General features: G+C 75.8%; 19 protein-coding genes. 6 read left to right on the top strand and 13 right to left on the bottom strand.

Annotated elements, in window-relative coordinates; all coding sequences use genetic code 11:
• Nucleotides 1-30: 30 nt before the first annotated feature.
• Together PSR1_RS09325 and PSR1_RS09320 are read right to left on the bottom strand one after the other, a co-directional pair.
• On the bottom strand, nt 31-1,089 hold the full coding sequence (locus PSR1_RS09325; RefSeq protein WP_059437331.1) for a nitrogen regulation protein NR(II): 1,059 nt from the start codon (nt 1,087-1,089) through the stop codon (nt 31-33).
• Between the two features lie 75 nt (nt 1,090-1,164).
• The gene (locus tag PSR1_RS09320) at nt 1,165-1,503 is read right to left on the bottom strand and encodes a P-II family nitrogen regulator (protein ID WP_011423294.1); all 339 of its coding nucleotides are present in this window, start codon (nt 1,501-1,503) and stop codon (nt 1,165-1,167) included.
• Nucleotides 1,504-1,857: 354 nt separating this feature from the next.
• Here PSR1_RS09320 and PSR1_RS24815 point away from each other — a divergent pair, with 354 nt between their 5' ends.
• Together PSR1_RS24815 and PSR1_RS09310 are read left to right on the top strand one after the other, a co-directional pair.
• The gene (locus PSR1_RS24815; RefSeq protein WP_059437330.1) at nt 1,858-2,931 is read left to right on the top strand and encodes an alpha/beta hydrolase; all 1,074 of its coding nucleotides are present in this window, start codon (nt 1,858-1,860) and stop codon (nt 2,929-2,931) included.
• A gap of 48 nt (nt 2,932-2,979) precedes the next feature.
• Nucleotides 2,980-4,395: a HAMP domain-containing sensor histidine kinase gene (locus PSR1_RS09310; protein ID WP_059437329.1), complete on the top strand. Its 1,416-nt coding sequence runs from the start codon at nt 2,980-2,982 to the stop codon at nt 4,393-4,395.
• Here PSR1_RS09310 and PSR1_RS09305 read toward each other — a convergent pair.
• From PSR1_RS09305 to ftsH, 5 genes are all read right to left on the bottom strand, one after another.
• Nucleotides 4,392-4,910 (bottom strand): GDYXXLXY domain-containing protein, encoded by a 519-nt coding sequence (locus PSR1_RS09305; RefSeq protein WP_059437328.1) that lies wholly within the window; start codon nt 4,908-4,910, stop codon nt 4,392-4,394. The genes PSR1_RS09310 and PSR1_RS09305 overlap by 4 nt on opposite strands.
• Complete coding sequence (locus PSR1_RS09300; RefSeq protein ID WP_059437327.1) at nt 4,900-6,219, bottom strand: DUF2157 domain-containing protein; 1,320 nt, start codon at nt 6,217-6,219, stop codon at nt 4,900-4,902. The genes PSR1_RS09305 and PSR1_RS09300 overlap by 11 nt, the downstream gene beginning before the upstream one ends.
• A 76-nt stretch (nt 6,220-6,295) precedes the next feature.
• Nucleotides 6,296-7,129 (bottom strand): PilZ domain-containing protein, encoded by an 834-nt coding sequence (locus tag PSR1_RS09295; protein ID WP_059437326.1) that lies wholly within the window; start codon nt 7,127-7,129, stop codon nt 6,296-6,298.
• Between the two features lie 214 nt (nt 7,130-7,343).
• Entirely contained in the window at nt 7,344-8,738 is a 1,395-nt protein-coding gene (locus PSR1_RS09290; protein ID WP_059437337.1) for a phospholipase D-like domain-containing protein, read from the bottom strand.
• Nucleotides 8,739-8,910: 172 nt separating this feature from the next.
• Entirely contained in the window at nt 8,911-10,764 is a 1,854-nt protein-coding gene (gene ftsH, locus PSR1_RS09285) for an ATP-dependent zinc metalloprotease FtsH (protein WP_059437325.1), read from the bottom strand.
• Nucleotides 10,765-10,957: 193 nt separating this feature from the next.
• On the opposite strand from ftsH, the gene PSR1_RS09280 reads away from it, so the two are divergent.
• The 3 genes from PSR1_RS09280 to PSR1_RS09270 all read left to right on the top strand — a co-directional run bounded on the left by PSR1_RS09280 (nt 10,958) and on the right by PSR1_RS09270 (nt 13,575).
• A complete protein-coding gene (locus PSR1_RS09280) occupies nt 10,958-12,367 on the top strand; it encodes a sigma-54 dependent transcriptional regulator (RefSeq protein WP_059437324.1) in 1,410 nt (469 codons plus the stop codon).
• Nucleotides 12,364-12,885 (top strand): toxin-antitoxin system YwqK family antitoxin, encoded by a 522-nt coding sequence (locus tag PSR1_RS09275; protein ID WP_059437323.1) that lies wholly within the window; start codon nt 12,364-12,366, stop codon nt 12,883-12,885. Before PSR1_RS09280 ends, PSR1_RS09275 begins: the two co-directional genes overlap by 4 nt.
• Before the next feature lie 138 nt (nt 12,886-13,023).
• The gene (locus tag PSR1_RS09270) at nt 13,024-13,575 is read left to right on the top strand and encodes a hypothetical protein (protein ID WP_059437322.1); all 552 of its coding nucleotides are present in this window, start codon (nt 13,024-13,026) and stop codon (nt 13,573-13,575) included.
• Between the two features lie 608 nt (nt 13,576-14,183).
• On the opposite strand, the gene PSR1_RS09265 is transcribed toward PSR1_RS09270, so the two are convergent.
• The 6 genes from PSR1_RS09265 to PSR1_RS09240 form a co-directional block, all read right to left on the bottom strand.
• A complete protein-coding gene (locus PSR1_RS09265; RefSeq protein ID WP_237757886.1) occupies nt 14,184-14,708 on the bottom strand; it encodes a hypothetical protein in 525 nt (174 codons plus the stop codon).
• A 157-nt stretch (nt 14,709-14,865) separates the two neighbouring features.
• On the bottom strand, nt 14,866-16,359 hold the full coding sequence (locus PSR1_RS09260; RefSeq protein WP_059437320.1) for an MBL fold metallo-hydrolase: 1,494 nt from the start codon (nt 16,357-16,359) through the stop codon (nt 14,866-14,868).
• Between the two features lie 34 nt (nt 16,360-16,393).
• Nucleotides 16,394-17,578, bottom strand: a complete 1,185-nt coding sequence (locus PSR1_RS09255) for a Xaa-Pro peptidase family protein (protein ID WP_059437319.1) — start codon at nt 17,576-17,578, stop codon at nt 16,394-16,396.
• Between the two features lie 43 nt (nt 17,579-17,621).
• Nucleotides 17,622-19,091 carry a pyruvate kinase gene (pyk, locus tag PSR1_RS09250; protein WP_059437318.1) on the bottom strand — a complete coding sequence of 490 codons (1,470 nt, stop codon included), beginning with the start codon at nt 19,089-19,091 and terminating at the stop codon, nt 17,622-17,624.
• A 12-nt stretch (nt 19,092-19,103) separates the two neighbouring features.
• Nucleotides 19,104-19,898 (bottom strand): hypothetical protein, encoded by a 795-nt coding sequence (locus PSR1_RS09245; protein WP_059437317.1) that lies wholly within the window; start codon nt 19,896-19,898, stop codon nt 19,104-19,106.
• Nucleotides 19,888-20,523, bottom strand: a complete 636-nt coding sequence (locus PSR1_RS09240; RefSeq protein ID WP_059437316.1) for a hypothetical protein — start codon at nt 20,521-20,523, stop codon at nt 19,888-19,890. The genes PSR1_RS09245 and PSR1_RS09240 overlap by 11 nt, the downstream gene beginning before the upstream one ends.
• A gap of 114 nt (nt 20,524-20,637) precedes the next feature.
• Between PSR1_RS09240 and PSR1_RS09235 the strand changes: the two genes are divergently transcribed.
• Nucleotides 20,638-21,261, top strand: coding sequence for a DNA-3-methyladenine glycosylase (locus PSR1_RS09235; RefSeq protein ID WP_059437315.1), 624 nt, complete (start codon nt 20,638-20,640; stop codon nt 21,259-21,261).
• The last annotated feature ends 111 nt before the right edge of the window (nt 21,262-21,372 follow it).

Raw genomic sequence — 21,372 nt, 5'->3', positions numbered from 1 at the left:
CCAGCGCGCGGCGCCGCTACGCCGGACGGGCTAGGGGACGTCCAGGGGCAGGTAGACGTTGGCCTCCGCCCCGCCCCCGGCCCGGTTGCGCACCTCGATGCGCCCGCCGTGCGCCTCCACGATGCGCCGCGAGATGGCGAGCCCGAGCCCGGTGCCGTGCGGCTTCGAGGTCGCGAACGGCGTGAACAGCCGCTGCAGCATGGCCTCGGGGATCCCCGGGCCGTCGTCCTGGATGGAGATGCGCGCCAGCGGGCGGGTGCGACCGCTCGCCACGCGCAGCCGCAGCGGGGAGACGGAGGTCTCGATGGTCACCCGCGGCGAGTCGGTGGCGGCGACCGCGTCCACCGCGTTGCGGACGAGGTTCAGCACCACCTGCATGAGCTTCTCCTCGTCGCCCAGCACCGGCGGGAGCGACGGGTCGTAGCGCTCCACGAACGCGATCCGGTCGGCGCCCGGGATGCCTCGCGCGAGCACCAGGGCGTCGCCGAGCACGTCGTGCAGCTCGACCGGCGCCTGCTGCAGCGCCGCCGGGCGGGCGAGGTCGAGGAGCTCGCGCACCAGCCCGTCCACGCGCTTCGCCTCGCGCGCGATCACCGCGGCGTACTCGCGGGCCGGGCCCTCGGCCTCGCGGGCCAGCAGCTCGGCCGAGCCCTGCAGGCCGGCCAGCGGGTTCTTGATCTCGTGGGCCAGGCCGGCGGCGAGCGCCTCGAAGTCGAGCGCGCGGTCGGCGGAGCGCGGGACCCGCAGCACCAGCACCGCCCCGGCGCACACCGCGCCGTCGAGGAGCGGCGTGGCCGTCACCGAGACCGGGAGCGCGCGGTCCTGCGGCGACGGGAACTCGGTCGCCTGCCCCTCGTGCGTGCGCACCGTCCGCTCGGCCACCTTCTCGAGCTGGGCGCCGCCGGGGAGCGCGCGCACCGGCAGCTCCACGCTGCGCTCGCGCGAGCGGCCGAACAGCTCCTCGGCGGCGGGGTTGAGGTGGAGCACCCCGCCGTCGGCGCCGACGATCACGACCGCGTCGGCGAGGGAGTCGATCGCGGCGCGGGAGAGCGCGGCGGAGAGCTGGGCGGGCTGGCCGGTGCGGGACACGGGTGCGGTGGATCGGTCCGCCCCCGGGCGCGGGGGCGGAGGATGGGGCGCCCGCCGGGACGGGCGCCCGGGCGCCTAGAGCGCCTCCTCCCCGCGCTCGCCGGTGCGGATGCGGATGACCTCCTCCACCGGCAGCACGAAGATCTTCCCGTCGCCGATGCGGCCGGTCTTGGCGGCGCGCTCGATGACCTCGACCACCCGGCCGACGAGGCTGTCGGCCACCACCACCTCGACCTTCACCTTGGGCAGGAAGTCCACCACGTACTCGGCGCCGCGGTAGAGCTCGGTGTGACCCTTCTGACGGCCGAAGCCCTTCACCTCGGTGGCGGTGAGGCCGGCGACCCCGACCTCGGAGAGGGCCTGCTTCACCTCGTCCAGCTTGAACGGCTTGATGATGGCCTCGACCTTCTTCACGGCGCACCTCGACATGTAGGAAATGGGTGATCGACGCTACGCCCCGGCGGCTCGGCCGGTCAAGGAGACCGCGCCCCTGCGCCGCGCGCCTTCCCTGCCCGGTCCCGGGGCCCTTCCTGCCTTCGATCCGGTCACGTCCGGACGTCCGATTCGCTTCACTTCGCGGCGCCCGCCCGGCCGCTGCGCCGGGATGCGCCCGGTGCACCGTCCGTCGGTTCCACGGTCGGGCGGTTGCAACGGGTGGGCCACGCTATCGACGGGGCGAGGCGTCCGGCCGCGCCCGGGCGGCTTCGGGTCGCATCGCCGGCCCGGCGCCGCGCGCGCCCGGCGCGCCCGCCGTAGAATGCGCGGCCCATGTCCCTCCCCGTCGTGATCGCGGCCGCCGGGATCCTCCTCGCCGCGACCCTGCTCCACTACGCGTTCTGGTCCTGGCGGCTCGCCGTGCCGCCGGTCGAGGACGAGCTGCTGTCCGTCCCCACCCGCGACGGCTGGACGCTCGGCCTGGGGCGCTGCCGCCCGAGGGTGGCGGCGCGGCGCCCGCCGGTGCTGCTCGTGCACGGCATCGCCATGAACCGGCAGGCCTTCGAGTTCGGCATGGAGCGCTACGCGCTCGCCGCGCACCTGGCGCGGGCCGGCTTCGACTGCTTCTCGCTCGACCACCGCGGCCACGGCGCCTCCCGCCGCGGCCCGGGCGCGCCGCGCCGCTGGAACCTCGACACGTACCTGCGCGAGGACGTGCCCGCCGCGCTCGACGCCATCCGCGCCGCCACCGGCGCCGGGCAGGTGCTCTGGGTCGGCCACAGCCAGGGCGCGCTCATGGGGCTCGCCGCCTGCGAGCGCTACCCCGAGCGCATCGCCGGGATCGTCGCGCTGGCGGCGCCGGCGCACTTCGACGTGCAGGAGCGGTTGAAGAAGCTGGTGCTGCTGCGCTTCACCGTGCTCGGCCGGTTCACCCGGGTGGCGGCGCGGATGCTGGCGCCGTTCGCCGGTCAGTGGCACCCGGCCTGGGCCGACCTCGCCATCAACATGCGGAACGTGGAGCGGCCGGTGTACCGGCGGCTGCTCGCGAACGGGCTCGAGAACCTGGAGCCCGGGGTGCTGGAGCAGTTCGCGACGTTCATCCGCGAGGACTCGTTCCGGTCGATGGACGGCGAGGCCGACTACCGCGCCGGGCTGGAGGGGTGCGCGCAGCCGGCGCTGTTCGTGGCCGCCGAGCGCGACGGGCTCGCGCCGCCCTCGGTGGTGCAGGCGGCCTACCGGCGCTGGGGCGGGCCGAAGCGCTACGTGGTGTTCGAGCGCGACTACGGGCACACCGACCTCCTGCTCGGGCGCGGCGCGCCGGAGCAGGTGTTCCCGGTGGTCCGCGAGTTCCTGCTCGCGCACTCCGGGCCGGCGAGCCTCGCCGCGGCGCTCGAGGAGCGCCGGTAGGGCCTGCGGAGCCGCCCGGGCGGACCGGGATCCGGCTAGGATCTCCTCGTGCGCCTCCGCTTCGCCCTCGCCGCCGCCCTCCCCGCGCTCGTCTCGCTCGCCGCCATGGCGCTCCTCGCCGACCGGCTGGCGCGGCGCGCGCTCGAGGACGAGCTCTCGGCCCGCCTCACCGCGGCGGCGCAGGCGGCGGCCTCGGCCCTGCCGGCGGAGCGGGTGGCGCGGCTCGAGCCGGGGGAGGAGCGCACCCGGACCTACGGCCACGTGCGCGCGCGCCTCGACGTGCTCGCGCGCAGCACCGGCACGCGCCTGTACGTGATCCGGCCGGACCGCACCGCGCTCGCGGACTCCGACGGCCGCACCCGCATCGGCGAGCCGGTGCCGGCGCTGGAGCGCGACCGGCTGGAGATCGCGCAGGCCGCGGCGGGGCGGCCGGTGGCGAGCCAGGTGATGTTCGAGGGCTCGGACGGCCTGCTCTACAAGAGCGGCTACGCGCCGCTCCTCGACGCCTCCGGCAAGGTGGTGGCGGTGGTGGGCGCCGACGGCACCGCCGCCTCGTTCGCGACGTTCCGCCGCTTCCGGCGGCTGCTCGCGACGCTGGCGGTGGCCGGCGCGGTGCTGGGCGCGCTGGTCGCCGCGGGCGCCTCGCTCTCGGTGACCCGCCCGCTCACCCGCCTCGCCGACGGCGCGCGGCGCATCGGGCGCGGCGACCTCGAGACGCCGCTCTGGCCGCGGCGCCGCCGCGACGAGCTGGGCATGCTGCGCGACACGCTGGAGGAGATGCGCAAGGCGCTGCGCGCCCGCGACGAGGAGCGCGAGACCCTGCTCGCCGGCATCGCGCACGAGGTGCGCAACCCGCTCGGCGCGCTCGACCTGTTCGCCGGGATCCTCTCCGAGGAGCTGGAGGGCCGCCCCGAGGCGGCGCACGTGGCGCGCATCCGCTCCGAGCTGGCGGCGCTCTCGAAGGTCGTCGAGGAGTTCCTCGACTACGCCCGGACGCGCCCGCCGGTGCGCGAGGCGGTGGAGCTCGGGGCGCTGGTCGAGGAGGTGGCGGAGATCGCCGCGCCGCTCGCGTCGGAGCGGCAGGTGTCGCTCGGCGTGAAGGGCGCGGGCGAGGCGCGGGCCGACCGCGAGCAGCTCCGGCGCGCGCTCGTGAACCTGGTGCGGAACGCGGTCGAGGCGGCGCCGGCCGCGAGCGAGGTGGAGCTGTCGGCGCGCGCGGCCGGCGGCGAGGCGGTGTTCGAGGTGCGCGACCGCGGGGCGGGGCTGGGGCCGCAGGCGCGGGCCGGCCTGTTCCGCCCGTTCTTCACCACCAAGGAGAAGGGCACCGGGCTCGGGCTCGCGCTCGCGAAGAAGGTCGCGGACGCGCACGGCGGCGCGCTCGCGCTCCTCGACCGCGAGGGCGGCGGGACCGTGGCGCGGCTGGCGGTGCCGCTGGCGCCGCCGGAGCCGCCCGAGCCGCGCTAGCGGCCCACCACCGTCGAGCCGGCGCGCAGCCGGAGCAGCACCACGTTCCCCTCGGCGTCCACCCGCGCGTCCACGAGCGCGGTGCGCCCGGTCTCGCGCATGGCGGCCTCGACCTCGGCGCGCCGCGCCTCGGGGATGTAGAAGCGCTGCGCCGAGGGGATGCGGCAGCCGTCGCCCGCGCGCTCGGCGCGGATGGCGATCCGCTCGGGCTCGGGCGGCGGGCGCTCGCCCAGGCACGCCTCGCCCACCCAGGCCGGCAGGTTGCGCCGGATCACCAGCCAGGCGCCGTCGCCCGGCCCCTGCCACGCCCCGGCGTCGCGCTCGGCGCGCCAGGCGAGCGCGACGTAGTAGCCGGACAGCGGATCGAGCGGGTCCACCGGCATCGACTCCAGCACCACGTCCTCGCCGGCGAGGCGGGCCCGCGCCTGGCGGAACGGGATGGCGGCCAGGATGGCGAGCTGCACCGCGACGACGAGCGCGAGGCGGCCGAAGGCCGGGGAGCGGTCACGCGGCATGGGTCACCTCCGCGGCGCGGGCGCGCCGGCGCTCGAACGCGATGCCGCCGAGCAGCACCGCCGCGCCGCAGGCGATGAACCCGGCGCCCTTCAGCCACAGGCCGGTCTCGATGGAGATGAACCGGACGAGCGTGAGCGCGCCGGCGACCGCCATGCCCTCCCAGAACGGCGCGCGCCGCAGGCCGGAGAGCCCGCGCACGATGCGCCCGGCCGCGAGGAACGCGAGCGACAGGTTCGCGACGAGCGCGGTGCCGGTGCCGGTCTCGAGCGACATCCCGGCGGCCAGCGCGACCACCGTGGCGCCGATCAGCATCGCCTCGCCGCGCGCGAGCGGGTCCACCTCGGGCCGGCGCAGCCCGGCGGCGAGCGCGGCGATCGCGAAGACCGCGGCGGGCGCGGCGGCGAGCAGCGTGAGCGTCGGCACCGCCCCGCGGAAGCGGAGCTCGTGGGCGAGCTCGGTGAAGGACAGCACCGCGGCGGCCCCGTAGAAGAGCAGCCGGCCGGTGACGCGGAGCGCGCCGGACAGGCGGGCGCCGGTGTCGGAGCGGGCGGCGAGCGGCGCGGCGGCGAGCGGCGTGGCGCAGAGCGCCGCGGCGAGGCACAGCACCGCGACCACCATGCCGCGCTCCTGGCCGGCGCCGTCCAGCGCGGACGCGCCGACGATCGCGAGGCCGAGGGCGGTGAGGACCGCGAGCGCGCGCGAGCGCTCGCGCCAGGCCAGCGCCAGCAGGGCCGCGGCGAGCACCCAGGCGATGGCGAGGCCGGGCCGCGGGTGGTCGTGGGCGAGGCCGGGGCCGGACACCCAGAGCGCGAGCACCGCGCCGAGCAGCAGGTGCGGCAGGCTCGGGTAGGCGACGCCGGCGACGAGCGCGCCCGCCGCGAACGCGGCGAACCCGCCCCACCACACGCCGCTCACGTGGAAGATCTGCGCCACGAGCCCCACGTTCGCGCCGAAGATCACGGTGCCGAGCAGGGTGAGCGCGTGCCCGAGCCGCGGCGCGCGGCCGCGCCAGAGCGCCACCCCGCCGGCGTGGCTCGCCACCATGGCCGCGCCGATGACCGCGAGCTGGAGCGCCGCGCCCATCGACTCCCAGTGCCAGGCGACCAGCGACACCACGCCCGCGCCGACCAGCAGCGCACCGAGCACGTACACCGGCAGGAGGCCCGGCCCCGAGGCCGGCTCGGCCTCGGCCAGCCGGTAGCGCGACCAGAGCGTCGCGGCCGCGTCGGGCGAGACGAGCCCGTCCTGCTGCCACCGCGGGAGCTCCCGGCGAAGCTCCTCGCGGAACCGGCGAGATGCGTGCTCCATGACCCCTCCCTCCGGAGGAGCCTACCAGAGGCGAGGGGGCCCAGGGTGGGGGAGGCAAACCGGGCCGACGCGACCTTCAGCCGCGGGCGTGACCCACGGTGAGCGCGTCGAGCGCGGCGAGGATGAACGGGTCCTCGGGGGACGCGGCCAGGGCGGCCTGCAGCCACTCCACCGCGGAGGCGTCGTGCCCCTCGGCGCTCTCGGCGCGGGCCAGGTCCACGAACGCCTGGGCGCGGCGGCCGCGCAGCGGGCGGTAGCCGGCGCCGTCGGCGGGGCGGTCGCGGGTGGCGCGTGCACCGCCGGTGGAGAGCGTCTCCGCGAGCACCGCCGACCAGCGCCGGTCGGTGGCGCGCGCCGCGCCGGTCTGGACCCAGCCGTGGAGCATGAGCCCCTGCAGCGCGCGGCGCAGCTCGACGGCGCGGACGGCGTGGCGGCCGAACAGCTCGCGCACCGCCAGCGCGTCGCGCGCGGCGCGGAGCACCACCCGCTCGTCGCGGGTGAACACCGGGCAGGGATCCGGGGGCGCGCCGAGCCGCAGCCGCGCGCTGGGGCGGAGCGGCAGCGGGCGGCGGCCGAGCCGCGGGTTCGCGTCGAGCAGCGTGCGGACCTGGCGGGCGCGCTCCTCGCCGCCGGAGCGCGCGAACGCGAAGCCGATCCGCCACGGCGGCGCGGCGGTGTTCCAGGCGACGGTGGCGGTGGCGGCCACGTGGCCGGCGCCGGAGGGGAGCTGCAAGGTCAGGTACGCCGCGGTGCCGAGCCGGAGCGGGACCGGGGACACCACGCGGCAGCCGCCGGCGGCGAAGTCCTCGGCGATGACGTCCCAGCGGCCGTCGCTCGCGGCGAGCACGGCGGGCGCGCTCACCGGCAGGCGCGGGTCCCGTCGATAGTCTACCTGCGGGAACCCTCGCATCCGGCTGGCCACCCCTCCCCCACGCACGCTGCACCCACCCACGCCCACATGCTGCCCCACGACCACGCGACGACCCATCGGGCCAGCCGCAACCCCTCATGCCACGCCGCGCGGTGGCATCGCAACTTCGTGGACGCACGGGTCGCCGCGCCGCCGCGCCCGCCCCGATCCTCCCCGGTCGCTTCCGCCTCGATCTACGGTGGGTGAACGGCCGTCACAGGTACGGGGAGAGCAGCCGCACCACGCCGTCGCGGAGCTTCACCGCGAGCGGACGGCGGTCCACGTCGGCGAGCGTGATCGGCCGCGCCGCCGCCAGCCGGTCCTCGACCAGCCGGTCCACCCGCGCCGCCAGCTCCGGATCGTAGGCCTCCACGTCCAGCTCGAAGTTGAGCCGCAGGCTGCGCGGGTCCCAGTTCGCCGAGCCGACGAGCGACCAGGCGCCGTCCACCACCATGGCCTTGGTGTGGTCGAACGGCGGCGGCGAGCACCAGACGCGGCAGCCGCGGTCCAGCACCTGCCAGAGCTGCGCGGTCTGCGCCCACTGCACCAGCGGCAGGTTCCCGCGCTCCGGCAGCACCACGTCCACCTCGACCCCGCGCATGGCCGCCACGTTGAGCGCGGTGATGAGCGGCGGGTCGGGCAGGAAGTAGGGCGTGACCACCCGCACCCGGCGGCGCGCCGCCGAGAGCGCGCCGAGCAGCAGCCAGCGGATGGCCTCGAAGTCCTCGTCCGGCCCGTCGGCCACGCCGCGCGCCAGCACCGGCCCGGCGGCGGCGAGCGGCGGGAAGAAGGCGTTGCCGTCCAGCGTCTCGCCGGTGGTGAACAGCCAGTCCTCCGCGAACGCCGACTGGAGGTGCGCCACCACCGGGCCCTCGATGCGCACCTGGAGGTCCATGAACGGCGGCGGGCCGCCGGGCCGCGGCAGGAACTCGTCGCGCACGTTCATCCCGCCGGTGAAGCCGACGCGCCCGTCCACCACCAGGATCTTGCGGTGGTTGCGGAGGTTCACGAACGGCAGCCAGGCCGGGGTGAGGCGCGGCAGGAACAGCTCGGTGCGCACGCCCAGCCGGCGCAGGCGCCGGTGGATGGGCGGCCAGCGGTAGCGGACGCCGATGGCGTCCACCAGCACCCGCACCTTCACGCCGCGCTCGTGCGCGCGGGCCAGCGCGTCGGCGAACGCGTCGCCGGCGAGGCCGGTGTCGAAGATGTACGTGCAGAACGTGACCGAGTGGCGGGCCGCGTCGATGGCCTCGAGCATGGCCGGGTAGGCGACGCCGCCGCCGGGCAGGAGCGCGATGGCGTTCCCGGCGACGAGCGGGCGGCGCACCACCGCGTCGGCGAGCGCCACCAGCGGCGCGAGGTGCTCGGCGTCGGGCGGCAGCCGCGGGGGCGGCGGCCGGTCCTCGGCGCGGCTCCGCACGCCGGGCAGGCCGATGGCCTGCGCCCGGCGGCGGATGCGGTTCACGCCGAACAGGAGGTACGCGAGCGCGCCGGCGATGGGCGCGAGCCAGATGAGCCCCACCCAGCCCAGCGCCGCGCGGACGTCGCGCTTGTGCAGCACGGCGTGGCCGGTCGCGGCGAGCGACAGGCCCGTCGCGACCACCAGCACCGCGGCGCTCCACGCGTCCCGGAACACCGGACCAGTGAAGCATCGAACGGACGGCCCGTCGAGGTGCCGGATGCGCGCGCCCTTCGACTCCGTTCGCTCATCCCGAGCGTAGCGCGGCCGAACAGGCCGCGCGGAGTCGAGGGACGGCAAGCCGCGCGGAGTCGAGGGAGGACTAGCCCGCCGCCGTCGCCGCGGCCACCCGCGGCCCGTCGCCCTGCACGCGCCCGAGCAGCGCCTGGAGCTCGTTGCCGGCCAGGGTCTCGCGGGCGAGCAGCTCCGACGCGCCCTGGTCGAGCAGCGCCCGGTTGTCGGTGAGGATGGCGGCGGCGCGCTGGAAGGCGCCCTCCACCAGCTCGCGCACCGCCACGTCGATCTCGCGGGCGGTCGCCTCGGAGTAGAGGCGGCGGGTCCCCAGCTCGCCGAGGTAGCCGTTCGGCTCGGTCTCGTAGGTCACCGGCCCGAGCGCCTCGCCCATGCCGTAGCGGGTCACCATGCTGCGGGCGATCTCGGTGGCCTTGGAGAGGTCGTCGGAGGCGCCGGTGGAGAGGTGGTCGAAGACGAGGTGCTCGGCGGCGCGGCCGCCCAGCAGCACCGCCATCTTGCTCTGCAGCTCCTCGCGCGTCATGAGGTAGCGGTCCTCGGTGGGCCGCTGGATGGTGTAGCCGAGCGCCCCGATGCCGCGGGGGATGATCGAGATCTTGTGCACCGGGTCGGTGCCGCTCAGGCCCGCCGCCACCAGCGCGTGGCCCATCTCGTGGTGCGCCACCACCTCGCGCTCGCGCGGGTTGAGCAGCCGGTTCTTCTTCTCGAGGCCGGCCACGATCCGCTCGACGGCGACGTTGAAGTCCTCCATCGAGATCTTGTCGGCCTGGCGCCGCGTGGCCACCAGCGCGGCCTCGTTCACCAGGTTGGCGAGGTCGGCGCCGGTGAAGCCGGGGGTGAGCGCGGCCACGTCCTCCAGCTTCACGCCCTCGTCGAGCACCACGCGCTGCGTGTGGACCTTCAGGATGGCGAGGCGGCCCACCCGGTCCGGCCGGTCCACCAGCACCTGCCGGTCGAAGCGGCCGGCGCGGAGCAGCGCCGGGTCGAGGATCTCGGGCCGGTTGGTGGCGGCGAGGAGCACGATGCCGGCGGAGGGGTCGAACCCGTCCAGCTCCACCAGCAGCTGGTTCAGCGTCTGCTCCTTCTCGTCGTGGCCGCCGCTCATGCCCGGCATGCTGGCGCGGGCGCGCCCGAGCGCGTCCAGCTCGTCGATGAAGATGATGGCCGGCGCCTTGGCGCGGGCCTGCTCGAACAGGTCGCGCACGCGGGCGGCGCCCACGCCCACGAACATCTCCACGAACTCCGAGCCGGAGATGGAGAAGAACGGGACGCTCGCCTCGCCCGCCACCGCCTTCGCGAGCAGCGTCTTGCCGGTGCCCGGCGGGCCCACCAGCAGCACGCCCTTCGGCATGCGCGCGCCGAGCCGGCCGTAGGACTTCGGGTCCTTGAGGAAGGTGACGATCTCCTTCAGCTCGTCCTTCGCCTCGTCCACCCCGGCCACGTCGGCGAAGGTCGTCTTGGTGTCGGTCTCGACGTAGACCTTGGCCTTCGACTTGCCGATGGACATGAGCCCGCCGCCCGGGCCCGCGCCGAGCTGCTTCGCCATGCGCCGGCTGAGCAGCAGCCACACGCCGAAGAACAGCGCGATGGGCACCACCCAGGACAGGAGCATCGCCACGAAGTCGCTGTCGTAGCGACCGGCGTAGGTGACGCCGTGCTGGTCCAGCTCCTTCGCCATCTCCGAGTCCACGCGGATCGCGACGAAGCGGGTCTTGCCGTTGAGCGGCTCCTTCAGCTCGCCGGCCACCTGGTCCTGCGACACGGTGACCTTCGCCACCTTGTCCTCGCGGACGAGCTGCTGGAACTGGCTGTAGGGGAGGGTGGCGACGGCCTGGGAGCGGGCCCACCAGTCCTGCACCATGAGGACGCCGAGCGCGGCGAGGAAGATGTAGGCGACGTTGAAGCCGGCGGTCTTCTTGTTCATTGGGTTCACCCGGGCGGCCGCGTGGCCGCGCACTCCGGATCCGTAACCACCGATCGAACCCTGACAAATGTGAAATGTCGCAGCATTCACGCGAAAAAACGAGCGGCCGGCGACCGCCCGCCCGCGCCGGCCCTGCGTCCGGGGGATGCGGAGCGGTCGCGCGGGCGGGGATCCGGATTAGACTGCCCCCGCGATGGCAAGGATCCTGGTGGCCGACGATCACGACGCGCTTCGGGAGGGCATGGTCATCACGCTCGCCCGCCTCGGGCACGACGTCCTGGCGGTGCGGGGCGGCGCCGAGGCGATCGCCGCCTACCGCAAGCGCGCCGCGGACGTGGTGGTCACCGATCTCCGCATGGTGCCGGTGGACGGCATCGAGGTCGTCCGGCGCATCCGCGCCGAGGACCCCGACGCCACCGTGGTGGTGATCTCCGCCCACGGCACCATCGCCACCGCGGTGGACGCGATGCGCGAGGGCGCCATCGACTTCCTCGAGAAGCCGTTCAGCACCGAGGTGCTGCGCGCCCGGGTGGAGAAGGCGGTGGAGATCGCCCGCGAGCGGCGCGGGGCGCAGACCGCGCGGGCCCGCGCCGAGGCGCTCGACCAGGACCGCGTGCGCGAGCGCGAGCCGCACGGGCTGGTGGGCAGCTCCGAGCCCATGCGCCGGGTGCACGACCAGATCCGCAAGGTGGCGCCCACCGACGCGACCGTGCTGGTGCTGGGCGAGTCCGGCACCGGCAAGGAGCTGGTGGCGCGCGCCATCCACGAGGCCAGCCTGCGGCGCGAGAAGCCGTTCGTGTCGATCTCCTGCGCGGCCATCCCGGAGGGCCTGCTCGAGTCCGAGCTGTTCGGCCACGAGCGCGGCGCGTTCACCGGCGCCATCCGCCGCAAGCTCGGGCGCTTCGAGCTGGCGCACGAGGGCACGCTGTTCCTCGACGAGGTGGGCGAGATCCCGCCGTCGGTGCAGGTGAAGCTCCTGCGCGTGCTGCAGGAGCGCTGCTTCGAGCGGGTCGGCGGCGAGGAGACGGTGGAGGCCGACGTCCGGGTGATCTCCGCCACGAACCGCGACCTCGCCCGCATGGTGGCGGAGGGGCGCTTCCGCGAGGACCTCTACTACCGGCTGAACGTGGTGCCCATCCAGCTCCCGCCGCTCCGCGAGCGGCCCGGGGACGTGGACGAGCTGGCGCACGCGTTCCTGGAGCGGCTGGCGCCGCGCATCGGCCGGCGCGTGACCTCGTTCGCGCCGGAGGCGCTCGAGCTGCTGCGCCGGCACCCGTGGCCGGGCAACGTGCGCGAGCTGGAGAACGTGGTGGAGCAGGCGCTGGTGTTCGCCGACGGCGCCGCGGTGCGGCCCGAGGACCTGCCCGAGGGGATCCGGCACGCGCCCCCCGCCGCCGGGCTGCCGGTGCCGAGCGGCGACCGGAGCCTCACCGACATCCTCGAGGACCTGGAGCAGCAGCTCATCCTCGCCGCGTACGAGAAGGCGAAGGGCGTGAAGGCGGAGACGGCCCGGCTGCTCGGCATCAAGCCGTCCGCGCTCTACTACAAGCTCGAGAAGTACGGGATCGTGAAGCAGGGCGAGCGCGGCGAGGAGGGCGGGTGACGGCCGGGCTCGCCGCGGCGCTCGCGGCCGCGCTCCTCTCCGGCGCCCCGCTCGACTGTCCCCCCGGCACCGAGCTGCGCGGGGCGGCGCCGCCGGAGGGCTTCGAGGCGTGGTGCGCCGGCAAGGACGCGTACGGCAACGATCGCCGCGAGGGGCCGGCGCGCACCTGGTACGACGACGGCGCGCCCTGGACCGAGGGCACGTACCGCGACGGCGAGCGCGACGGCCCGTTCGTCGAGTACCACCGCAACGGGCGGCGCGCCCGCGAGGGCGCCTACGCGCACGGCGCGAAGCACGGGCGCTGGACCATCTGGTACGAGTCCGGCCAGGTGGAGGAGACCTCCGGCTGGCGCGCCGGGGCGCAGGACGGTCCGTTCGTGTCCTACTGGCCGGGCGGCGCCCGCAGGGCGGCGGGGCGGCACTGCGGCGGGGCGCAGTGCGGGCGCTGGACCAGCTACGACGAGGCCGGCCGCGAGCTGGGCGCGGTGGACTACGGCGAGCAGACGCACGCACCGTGACCGGGAGTGCCGGCAGGCTCGGTTTTCCGAGGGTCCCCGCCCGGAAATGCGTCCGTTCGGCGGCCGCGGGCGTCGCAAGGGCGCGAAAGCACGCGCGCCGGGCGCGGCACGCCGGTTGCTCCGCCTGACGGGCGCACCATGCTCGCGGAACTGACGCTCGTCATCACGCTCGGCACCGCCACGCCCGCCCTGGAGGCGCGCGTCGAGCTGGACGCGATCGCCACCCGCATCGAGCAGCTCAAGATGCGCCACCTGGCGGGCGAGGACGTCGGCCGCGAGCTCGGCCGCCTGCTGGTGCGCGCGCAGGAGCTGGCGGAGGAGATCGACCGGCAGGAGGGGCGCGCCGCGCTCCCGCCCGCCGCGGCGCCCGCCGGCGAGCTGCGCGAGCGCGCCGACGCGCTGCACGACGAGGCGGACCGGGTCGTCCTCGCCATCCGCTCCATCGACCTGCGCATCGGCGAGCTGCGCCGCGCGCTCACGCAGCCCTCGCACGGCCCCGCCCAGCAGCGCGCGGTGGTGGCCCGCGGCGCGTCGGTGTCGCGCGCGCCGGCGCAGGGCTCGACGTTCGCCGAGGACCACGCCCGGCTGCGCGCGCTCGAGGTCCAGCGCCTGCGCCTCGTGGATCACCTCGCCCGCGTCCGCACCGAGGCCGCCGCGCTCGAGGCCGAGGCGGCCGCGCAGGAGCGGTAGGGGCGAGGTCGCGCCTCGCGCGGCCATAGCGTCCGCTGGTGTCTTCGGATCCGCTCGCCCTTCGACAAGCTCAGGGCGAGCGGGCTTCGGGAAAGCGCAGGGTCAGGGCACTCATGCGCTCGTGGTGAGCCCGTCGAACCACGAGCGGGAGGGTTCCGCTCATCCCGAGCGCAGCGCGCACTCCAGTCCGCTCATCCCGAGCGTAGCGCGCACTTCAAACCGCTCATCCCGAGCGTAGCGCGCACTTCAACCGCTCATCCCGAGCGTAGCGCGCACCTCAGTCCGCTCATCCCGAGCGTAGCGCGCACTTCAACCGCTCATCCCGAGCGTAGCGCGCACCTCAGTCCGCTCATCCCGAGCGTAGCGCGCACTTCAGTCCGCTCATCCCGAGCGCAGCGCGCACTTCAGTCCGCTCATCCCGAGCGTAGCGCGCACTTCAAACCGCTCATCCCGAGCGTAGCGCGCACTTCAACCGCTCATCCCGAGCGTAGCGCGGCCGCAGGCCGCGCGGAGTCGAGGGAGCGGAGTCGAGGGAGCGGAGTCGAGGGAGCGGAGTCGAGGGAGCGGAGTCGAGGGAGCGGAGTCGAGGGAGCGGAGTCGAGGGTGCGCTAGCTCGTCCTTCCCGCCAGCCGCCGCGCCGCCGCCTCGGACTCGAGGTAGGCGTCGAAGCCGGCGGACGGGACCGGGAGCGCGAGCCAGGTGGCGACGAGCACGCCGCCGCCGAGCTGGATCGACTGCTCCACGCCCGGGGTGAGCGAGATCTTGCCGCGGGCGCTCACCGCGCGCGAGGGGACGGACAGCTCGTAGTCGAGCGAGATGTCGCCGGTGGGATCGCGCTCCGCCTCGACGCGGAACGAGACCCGGATCTCGCCGGGGTGGGCGGGATCGTGCAGCACAAGCTCGGCGGCCTTCCCGCGCGGCGCGATGAGGCGCGGGCGGGCCACCACCTCGCCCTGCGCGCCGGTCAGCTCGAGCGCCACCAGCTGCCCGGCGGCGCCGACCTCGCGCTCGGCCTTGAGCTGCTCGACCGCCTGGTGCGTGCGAACGGCTACCTCGGCCGAGGCCCCGCCGAAGAGGAAGGCGCCGGCGAGGAGGAGGGCCAGCCGGGCCAGCTTGTTCGCGCGATCGGGCATGGATGGCCCGTTGTGCAACGGATGTGCCCTCGACGGGGGACAGGGAATTCAACGCGTTGCCGGCTGTTGGTGTCGCAAGGGACACAGTCGATACCGGCTTTCCGCGGGCTTCCGCTCGGAAATCCGACGGTTGTCCCGTGGCCCGTCCCGCCGCCCGTCACCGCGCCCGCCAGACCCCGCCTGCCTCCTCCGCGCGGGACGCCCCCCGCAGCTTCTCCAGCACCGCCAGGCAGCTCCGCGCCGCGACCGGGTGGAGCGCCGCGGGCGTGTCCGCGTACGCGCGCGCGGTGAGCTCGGCGAGCGTCCCGCCGGCCGCGAGCGCCGCCACCACCAGCGCCTCCCGCTCGCGCCGGTGGGCGCGGTAGGCCGCGAGCTTCCCCACCGCGTCCGGCGCGGGCGGCCCGTGCGCCGGGTAGATGGTGCGCGGCCCGAGCGCCTCCACCCGGGCGAGCTGCCGCTCGTACTCGGCCATGTCGCCCTCCGGCGGGTCGATCACGATGGTCGAGAGCGTGCTCACGAGGTCGCCGCACACCAGCGCGCCGCTCCGCTCGTCGAGGAACGCGAGGTGCTCGCGCGCGTGGCCCGGCGTCTCCAGCACGCGGAAGCGCCCGCCGTCGCCGATCCGCTCGCCCTCGCGGAGCGGCTCGACCGGCGCGCCGGCGCGGTCCGCCGCGAGCGGGTGCGCCCGCACCGGCAGCCCGTGCCGCGCCGCGAGCGCCGCCACCGCGCCGACGTGATCCGGGTGCGCGTGGGTGAGCCAGATCTCGCGCGGCGGGAGCCCCTCCGCGGCGAGCCCGTCGAGGAGCGCGAACAGCGCCGCCTGCTCGGCCGGCTCCGGCGCGCCCGGGTCCACCACCGCGAGGCCGCCCTCGGCCGGGAGCAGCCAGGCGTTGGTGTGCGTGGCGGGCGGCAGCGTGGGCGTGCGCAGCGCGGCGAGGAAGAAGCCCTGCTGGAACTCGATGCGGCGGCAGATGGGGCCGTCGCGGTGCGGCGGGTCGCGGAGCGCCGAGAGGTCGATGGTGCCGGGCCGGTCGAGCACGCGGAGCGCGTGCAGGTTGGGCGGGTGGAGCAGCATCTGGCCGCGGCCCCAGGCGCCGAGCGCGTCGGCGGCCGGGACCATGGCGCCGTCGGCGAGCTCGCCCGGCCACACCACCGGCGCCTCGCCGGGCGGGAGCGGCAGGAGGAACATCCGCGCGTCGTAGCGGAGCGGCAGGTGCTCGGGCGTCACCCAGCGGCCCGCCGGCGTGAACGCGGCCGCCTCGAGCGCGAGCCCGTTCGCGGCGAGGAAGTCGCCGAACGCGAGCGCCCCGTCGAGGAGCGCGCGGCGGGCGGCCTCGCGTACCGCGGCCGGCACCCGCTCGCGCCCGCGGGCGGCGAGCACGCCGGTCTCCTCGAACAGCTCGCGCGCGGCGCAGGCGACCAGGCGCGCGTCCTCGCCGGTGGCGCCCTCCACCGGCACGCGCGCGTCCTCCGGGTCGAGCCGCCCGCCCGGGAACGCGTGCCAGCCGCCCGCGAAGCGGAGGTCGCGCCCGCGCCGGACCAGGAACACCTCGCGCCCGCGCGACCCGTCGCGGTGGAGCACCACCGCCGTCGCCAGCACCGGCTCGGGCGGCGGCGGCGGCGGGGGCAGGCCGGGGAACGTCATCGACATCGCGGGCCCTCCGGCCGCGCCGGGCGCGACGCGATCAGATCCGGACCAGCTCGCGCTGGATCTTGCCGAACACCTTGGGGCCGTCCGGGGCGAGGAACACGTCGATCTCGCAGCGGACGCCGAGCCCCTCGTCCGGCAGGTAGACGCCCGGCTCGATGGAGAAGGCCAGCCCGGGGATGAGCGTGCGCGTGTCGCGGGTCTCGAGGTCGTCGAGGTTGACGCCGTCGCCGTGCACGTTCGTACCGATCGAGTGGCCGGTGCGGTGCACGAAGCGCTCGCCGTAGCCCTTCGACCAGATGAAGTCGCGCACCGCGCGATCGACCTCCCAGCCCTGCAGCGTGCGCCCGTCGCGGAACGCCTGCTCCACCGTGGCGAGGCCGACGTCGCGCGCCCCGGAGACGACGTCGAACACCTCCTGCACCTTGGCCGGCGGCTTCTCCCCGCAGTAGCCGACCCAGGTGATGTCCGCGTAGACGTCGCGCGGGCCCGTGCCGCGGGCCCACAGGTCGATGAGCACGAGGTCGCCGCGCTCGATGGGCGTGGGCGTGGCCTCGGAGGGCACGTAGTGCGGGTCGCCGGCGTGGCCGTTCACCGCCACGATGGGCGGGTGGTCGGTCTCGAGGCCGGCGGCGGCGAAGCGCTCCATCAGGAAGCGCTGCACCTCGGTCTCCAGGATCCGCTCGCCCTTGCGCTGCGCGGCGCCGATGCGCTGGAACGCCTCGTCCTTGGCCGCGTCGATGGCTGCGAGCGCGCGCCGGTGGCTCTCCACCTGCGCGTCGTCCCAGCGGCACAGGAAGCGCTGCACCAGCTCGGCCGAGCTCACCACCTCGACGCCGTAGCCGCGCACCAGCTCGAGCGTGCCGCCGTCCACCCGCGACAGGTACGGGATGGCGCCCTCCGGGCAGTACTCCATGGCGATGCGCGCCCGCGGCCCGAGCCCGCCGAGGAGCGCGCTCAGCTCGCCGCGGAGCGACTGCCAGGACGAGTAGCCGCGCCGCGCGCCGGGCACGTGGCGCGGGAACGAGCCCAGCTCGATCTGGTGCACGAGCGCCACCGGCTCGCCGGCGCGCGGCACGAGGTAGAACCAGCGCCGGGTGAGCATGTGGCCGGCGAGGTCGAGCGCGTTCACCGCGGTCGGGTTCTGGCCGTGGAAGTCGTAGAGCAGCCAGCCGTCGAGCTTCGACTCGGCCAGCGCGCGCTGCAGGGCGGGGATGTCCATGCGGTTCTCCTGCGAAGGGGCGCCCGGGGGGCCGGCCGCGCCGCTACACCGGCACGCGGTAGCGCTGGGCGGGCCCGCGGTCGGACGGGTGGGTGATCTCGTGGAGGCGGATCGAGTTCGTCTGGCCGGGCAGGCCGAGCGGCGAGCCGTGCACCAGCGCCACCCGGTCGCCCGGCTTCACCAGCCGCTCCTCGAGCAGCCGGTCGGAGACGATCTCCGCCATCAGGTCGGCGTTCTTCACCGGCTCCATCACCTTCGGCAGCACGCCCCAGTAGAGCGCCAGGCGCCGGCGGATGGACTGGTCGGGGGAGAACGCGACGATGGGCACGCGCGGGCGGAAGTGCGCGAGCAGCCGCGCCGTCTCGCCGCGCAGCGTGAAGCAGCAGATGGCCACCGCGCCGGCGGCCTCCGCCGCCTCGCACGCCGCGGCGGCGGTCACCAGGTTGAACGGGGCCGGGCGGGCCGGCGGCGGGATGCGCGCGTGGAGCGCGGCCGGCGTGCCCGCCTCGGCCTCGCGCACGATCCGGTCCATCATCTGCACCGCCGCGAGCGGGAAGCGGCCGCTGGCGGTTTCGCCGGACAGCATTACCGCGTCGGCGCCGTCCCAGATCCCGTTCGCCACGTCGGAGGCCTCGGCGCGGGTGGGGCGCGGGTGCTCGATCATCGAGTTCAGCATCTGCGTGGCGATGATCACCGGCTTGCCGGAGGCGTTCGCCTTCGAGCAGATCTCCTTCTGGAGCAGCGGGACGCGCTCCGGCAGGATCTCCACGCCCAGGTCGCCGCGGGCCACCATCACGCCGTCGGCCGCGGCGATGATGGCGTCGAGGTTGTCGATGGCCTCGGGCTTCTCGATCTTGGCGATGATCGGCACCACCCGGCCGGCGCGCTCCATCTCGTCGCGGCAGAGCGCGATGTCCTCGGGCGTGCGCACGAACGAGAGCGCCACGTAGTCCACGCCGTGCGAGATGCCGAACGCCACGTCGGCGCGGTCCTTCTCGGACAGCGCCTCGGCGCGCAGCGCCACGCCGGGCAGGTTGATGCCCTTGTGCTCGCCCAGCCAGCCGCCCTCCACCACCTCGGTGCGCACGCGCACGCCGTCGGTGGCGAGCACCCGGAACTCGAGCAGGCCGTCGTCCACCAGCAGGCGGTCGCCGGCGCGCACGTCCTCGGCGAGGTGCGGGTAGGTCGTGGAGACGAGGTGGGCGTCGCCGGGCAGCTCGCCCTCGGTGGTGATGACGAGCTCCTGCCCGGCCTCGACCTGCACGCCCGCCTTCCCGGCCTTCAGCGGGCCGGTGCGGATCTTCGGGCCCTGCAGGTCCTGCAGCACGGCCACCGCCTTGCCGAGGTGGCGGGAGGCGGCGCGGATCTTGTCGAGCATCCGCGCGTGGTCCTCGTGGCGGCCGTGGGAGAAGTTCAGGCGGGCGACGTCCACCCCCTGCTCGAGGAGCCTGGCGAGCACGTCCGGCTCGCCGGACGCGGGTCCGAGGGTGGCGACGATCTTGGCGCGGCGCATGGAAGGAGTCTTTTAACGCCAGGCCGCGAACTGCGTCCACGATCCCGCCTGCCGCGCGCAGGTGCCGCGCCGGTGCCACGACTGGACGTGCACCACGTTCCAGGGCTCGGCGCGGAGCCCGACGTACACCTGGGCCCTCCGTCCGGCGGCCAGCGTCACCACGGGTATGGACTGCGTCACGCGCAGCATGTCGGCGTCGTACACCATGCCGCACTTCGCCGGCTCGGACTCGGTCCAGTTCGGGAGCACCTCGAAGAAGGGGATGTCCTCGGTGCCGACGAACGGCCCGAGCAGCGCCGGCACGCCGGGCATGCCGTTCGCGAGCGTGTAGGCCGACTCGCCGACGAGGAAGTCGTAGCTCCGCGCCGTCTCGCCGGTCGCGATCCGCAGCGCGGGGATGGTGAGCGGCTCGCGCTCGGGGCCGGTGCCGGCCGGGTCCACGTTCATCTCCACCGTCACGGTCAGCCCGGCCAGGCGCGGCGGGAAGGCCAGGTCGGGCACCGCCGCGGGATCGAACGTGAACGTGACCGCCTCGAGCGTGTGCGTGCCGTTCATGTCGTCCACCACCGCCTGGTCCACCCGCAGGGTGGTGGGCGAGGGGAGGCTGGCCGGGCCGGTCACCACGATGAACCCGGCGCCGGAGAGCGGGTCCACCAGCGAGGCGCCGTCCGGGCCCTCCGCGCGGATTCGGAACGGCGTGGTCTCGACGTCGCGGGTGGCGCAGCCGGCGAGCGCCGCCAGCGCGAGCGCCGCCGCGATGGCGGCCCGCCGCCGCCCGTGCCCGCCGTGCCGTCCGCTAGAGCGCATAGCCGACCCGCAGCCTCCACTGGCCCATGCCCGAGCGGTGCGGCCGGGCCAGGACGTAGCCCTCGGCGCCGACCACGAAGCGCCCGAGCACGCGCTCGACGCCGAGGCCGATCTCCTCCTCGCGCTGCCACGCGTCGGCGCCCTCGACCTTGCGGCTCATGGTGCGGACCCCCAGCCGCGCGTACGGGCTGAGCAGGTCGAAGGTGGCGCCGAGCAGGATCTCGCCGCGGACCGTGGTGAACGAGACCACCTCCGCCGGCTTGGAGATGAACACCTGGCCGCCGGTGACCTGGACCGTGAGGCGCAGGTCCTCCTCGGCGATGGGCGAGAAGCGCAGGCCGCCCTGCAGCTCGCGCTGGCCGCCGAACCCCTTCTCGTACAGCGGCATCGCGTCGATGCGCAGCACGAGGTCGAGCGCCGCGCCGAGGCCCACGCCCAGGCCGACGCCGCTCCGCAGCCAGCCCACGTCGCCGGACACCATGGCGCGGGCGCGCGGCAGCGGCCCGAGCGCGAGCGAGCGCATCGGCTCGTCGGGCTCGAAGTCGTCGTCCTTCGCCGCGGCCGGGGCCGCGAGCGCCGCGCACGGGAGCGCGAGCAGCAGCGCGATGAGGGGGAGCGGGCGCACGTTCGCCCGAAGGTTGGCACACTCGGTGGGGCGGGCGCAGCGGGCGCCCCCCCTCCCTGTGGGGTCCGGCTACCTGGCGCGGGACGCTCCCGCGAGGTAGCGTCCGCGCTCCGCATGAAGCTGCCGCAGGCGTTCTACGCGCGCGACACGCGCACCGTGGCGAGGGCGCTGCTGGGGAAGGTGCTCGTGCACCTCGACGGCGGGGTGCGTCGCGCCGCGCGCATCGTCGAGACCGAGGCGTACCACGGGCCCGAGGACCGGGCCTCGCACGCCCGCGCCGGCCCGACGCCGCGCGCCGCCATCATGTTCGGCCCGCCCGGCCGCGCGTACGTGTACCTGATCTACGGAACGTCCCACTGCATGAACGTGGTGACCGGGCCGGAGGGCTTCCCGTCGGCGGTGCTGATCCGCGCGGCCGAGCCGATCGAGGGATGCCTGCACTCCACCCGCGGGCCCGGGAACCTGTGCCGCGCGCTCGCCATCCGGCGCGAGCACGACAACGGCCGCGACCTGTGCGGCGACGATCTCTTCCTCGAGGACGCGCCGGCGCCGCCGGAGGCGGTGGTGACCGGGCCGCGCGTGAACGTGGGCTACGCCGGGCCGTGGGCCGCGCGGCCCTGGCGCTTCGCGCTGCGCGGCAGCGCGTGGGTGAGCCGGCCGGCGCCGGCCGGGGCCCGCGGCGCTAGGGCGCCCGCTCCGGCCCCGCGTCCGCGCCGCCCGCGCGGAAGCGGCCCTTGAGCAGCCGCCCGTCGCGCGCGTCCAGCACCACCCGCGCGAAGTCGCGCGGGCCCGCGACGTCCACGTGCCAGCGCGCGGCGGGCTCGTCGAGGTACGCGTGCTTCACCGTGT

It is taken from the genome of Anaeromyxobacter sp. PSR-1, assembly GCF_000964525.1.
In the GTDB taxonomy this organism is placed as follows: Bacteria; Myxococcota; Myxococcia; order Myxococcales; family Anaeromyxobacteraceae; genus Anaeromyxobacter.
This window is presented reverse-complemented; position numbering and strand designations above follow the sequence as displayed.